This is a genomic window from Caldicoprobacter faecalis (assembly GCF_900115765.1).
GTDB lineage: Bacteria > Bacillota > Clostridia > Caldicoprobacterales > Caldicoprobacteraceae > Caldicoprobacter > Caldicoprobacter oshimai.
The window spans coordinates 1-3,714 of the sequence record NZ_FOXR01000068.1 but is presented as its reverse complement, the minus strand read 5'-3'; the positions used below and the strand labels follow the sequence as shown (position 1 = coordinate 3,714).

The following is a 3,714-nucleotide window of genomic DNA, read 5'->3' as shown; positions in this document are numbered from 1 at the left end:
ATAAAACTGCTGGAGGCTCTTTTAGGTCAAGGACGGGCGCAGCCCGGCGATAGCGAATCCTTGACCTAAAAGAAGCCGGAAGCAGTAAAATTTAATAAAGATTAGTGGTGATAATTTAACCTGATTCTAGCCAGAGGGAATTTTACACAAAAATTTGGACTTGATCCACCTTGACAAAAATTCGATTGCAAAATAATATAAAAATATAGTATGTTGTAAGACAAATAACAATTATTATTTCATAAGGAATGAAATGTGGATCTATATGAAAAAATTTTTTACTAATTTAAAGATTAATCAAAAACTGATTATTATGTTTTTTTCTATATCTTTAATTCTTATTACTACAGGTTTTGCAGCATTGCAATTATCTTTTAATATTTATGAGGAACAATTATACCAAAAGTCAGCTGAATTTTTGATTTTATTATCAGAAATGGTAGATATTAGACTAAACAAAATAGATCAAATCTCTTTTGATATTCTGTCTAGTAAAGAGGTACAAGAATATTTAGCTATTGTTCGACATGACGACAATTCATATAATCAATATGAGGTATTGAATAATTTCAATAAAAAGATGCTTACATGGTTTTTTGATGAAAATTATATTTCTTCTATTAATATTGTTGATATCAAAGGTAATCAGTATTCATGGGGAAGGGATACCGCTAAAATAGACCCAAAAAGGTTAGATTTTATTCGAAACCAGGCTATTCAAAGAGAAGGTGGAATCGTATGGATTGGTCCTTGTCGTTTTGATCCTTTCATTATTGCTGCACGAGTGGTAAGGTCTATTCCTAAGTTAGAATTAGAAAATCTGGGATTAGTTATTATTCGGATTGATCCGGAAAAGCTATTTAATAATTTTTCAAATCGAAGATTGACAAGTGAATATGATTTAAATTTTGCTATATTATCGCCAAATGGAGTTATATATCAAAAGAACAATCATCAATTTTTGTTTAATGAGTTAGTATACAGAATGAATAAAAAAATGGGATATTTTATCGGTAACATTCAAGGGGAAAAGTATTTAATTACTTATGTTACTTCTCAGTGGACTAGCTGGAAATTTGTTAATCTTTTGCCTTATTCAAGCATTTTTAAGAATATTATAGTGGTTCATACAATTTTAGTTTTGGTTTATGTTGGTATTTTTGTACTGGTTATATATTTAAGTTTGTTATTTTCCAGTGAGATTACTAAACCTTTTAGAAGACTAACAAATAAAATGAAAATGGTAGAAAAGGGAGAATTTGAAAAGATTGCACAAATGGGTGTGAATATAAAGAGACAAGGAGATGAAATAGCTGAGCTGGAATATAATTTTCATTTAATGGTGGATAAAATTAATACATTGATAAAAGAGAACTATTTGAAGCAAATTGCAATTAAGGAGTCTCAGTTTAAAGCTTTACAAGCTCAGATTAATCCCCATTTTCTATACAATACATTGGATTCAATTAATTGGATGGCAAGATTTAATAAACAATATCAAATAGCTTCTATGGTTAAAGCTTTGGGAAGTTTATTGAGAAATTCCATTAGCAATAAAAGTGAAATTATTACATTAAAAGAAGAAATGAAAATTTTAGAAGATTATATTATTATACAGAAATATAGATATGGAGAAAGATTAAGCTTTTCAATGGATATTCCACAAGATTATTGGGAATATATGATTCCCAAGCTTTCTCTTCAGCCTATAGTAGAAAATTCTATTCAATATGGTTTGGAAAAGATTTTGGGTGTTTGTGAAATAAAGGTATGGATTGAACCATTGGAAAAAGGGTTAAAAATTTGGGTTGAAGATAACGGTCCGGGAATGGATAAGGATTTTGTTGAGAAGTTAAATAAGGGAGAGATTGAACCCAGAGGTTCTGGTATCGGTATTAAAAATATAAATGAGAGAATTAAGATTATGTTTGGGATGGATTACGGTATAAATGTAAGCAGTGCTTTGGGAGAGGGAACTAAGGTATGTATTTTTATTCCTTATAAAAGAGGTGATGAATTTGTATAAACTTTTATTGGTAGATGATGAGTGGATAATCAGGGAAGGTATTGTACAATTAGTAAATTGGGATTCTTTGGGCATCCAAGTAGAAGATGCTGAGAATGGAATAGAAGCCTATGAGAAAATAAGAAATATGAATCCAGATATTGTAATTACGGATATTAAGATGCCGGGAATGGATGGATTGGAACTTATAGAAAGAGTTAAAACAGAGTTTCCGGATATCATTTTTATAATTTTATCAGGGTATGGAGAGTTTAATTTTGCAAGCAGAGCCATGCAGTATGGGGTTAAATATTATCTCCTGAAACCATGCGATGAAGACGAAATTATCAGGGTCTTATGTAAGGTAATAGAAGAGCTAAAACAAAACAAGGAGCGACAAAAATTTATAAAGAAAATGGAGGAAGATTTACAAAGAGTAATCCCTTATGTAAAAGAACAGTTCTTTCGAGATTGTGTGATGGGGCGATTAAGGGATGAAAAAGATGTTGTTTATTTTAAAGAGTTATTAAAATTGCCTGCTGGAAAAATGCGTTTATTACTTTTTCGTTTGGATGATAATAATGAGTTTGAAAAACGATTTGCTTTAAAGAATTTATTGGATTATTGTGAAAAGGATTACTCTTTACTTAGCACGATAATTGGTGAAAATGTGCTATTGCTGCAGAAGGCAATTCCACTTGAGAAGCTGTTTTCTTATTTAAAAGAAATAAAACGAAGCTTTTATAACTATTGTGGTCTTAGCTTTACAGTGGCTGTAAGTTCAGAAGGTTTTTTTGAACAATTGCCGGATTTGTATAATGAAGCAATGGAATATCTTGAGTACCGATTTTATTTGGGTGAGGACTGTATTATTACCAGGGATGATGTAGGTAAAAAAGAACAGTTATTACAATCAATTATAAATTTTGATTATCAACATTTGGCTTTATTGATTAGAAGCGGAAATGTGGATGCGGTTTGTAAAGAAGTCAAAACATTTTTTACAAAGTTAAATAGTAATAAATTCGAGCCTGATATAGTCCGAACACTATGTATAGAATTGTACATTTCAATTATCCGCCAGGCAAAGCTTCAAAACCTTAATGAGTATATGAAACAGATTTCAAAGCTTCAAAACATTGCTACTTTGGATAAGATATTTAACTTTATCATGTCTATAGCACAGGAAATTACAGAGGGTAATTATAAAGAAAATCAAGAAAAAAATAGTCAAATTATTAAAACGGTTTTAAAGGTTATAGAAGAAAACATAAATTTTGAAGGCCTTTCCCTTTCTTGGATAGCTGAAAAAATTGTTTATATGAATGTAGATTATTTAGGCAAACTATTTAAAAAGGAAGTAGGGAAAAATTTTTCCGCATACCTGATGGAGAAGAGGGTGGAAAAAGCTAAGCAATTATTATTAGAAGAAAGTTGTTGTAAAATTTCTGATATTGCGAAATGTGTTGGATATGGGAATAACCCTCAATACTTTGGACAGGTTTTCAAAAAAATTACAGGCTATACTCCATCAGAGTATAAGAAAATGTTAGGATATCAAAAATGAAATCTAAATCTGTTTTTTAAACAATGATGTCGGATAATTTTATTTAACTCAGACTTCGCACATAAAAAATGAGCTCTGAACCTTGAAAAATCAACATTTTTCGGCATAAAAATATAGAAACATCCTCTCTTTTATGGTATAA

The 3,714-nt window shown here is 30.1% G+C and carries 2 protein-coding genes; both read left to right on the top strand.

Annotated elements, in window-relative coordinates; translation table 11 throughout:
* Positions 1-265 precede the first annotated feature (265 nt).
* The gene (locus BM241_RS11940; protein WP_177206174.1) at positions 266-2,026 is read left to right on the top strand and encodes a cache domain-containing sensor histidine kinase; all 1,761 of its coding nucleotides are present in this window, start codon (positions 266-268) and stop codon (positions 2,024-2,026) included.
* Positions 2,019-3,572 carry a response regulator transcription factor gene (locus BM241_RS11935; RefSeq protein ID WP_177206173.1) on the top strand — a complete coding sequence of 518 codons (1,554 nt, stop codon included), beginning with the start codon at positions 2,019-2,021 and terminating at the stop codon, positions 3,570-3,572. The genes BM241_RS11940 and BM241_RS11935 overlap by 8 nt, the downstream gene beginning before the upstream one ends.
* Positions 3,573-3,714: the final 142 nt, after the last annotated feature.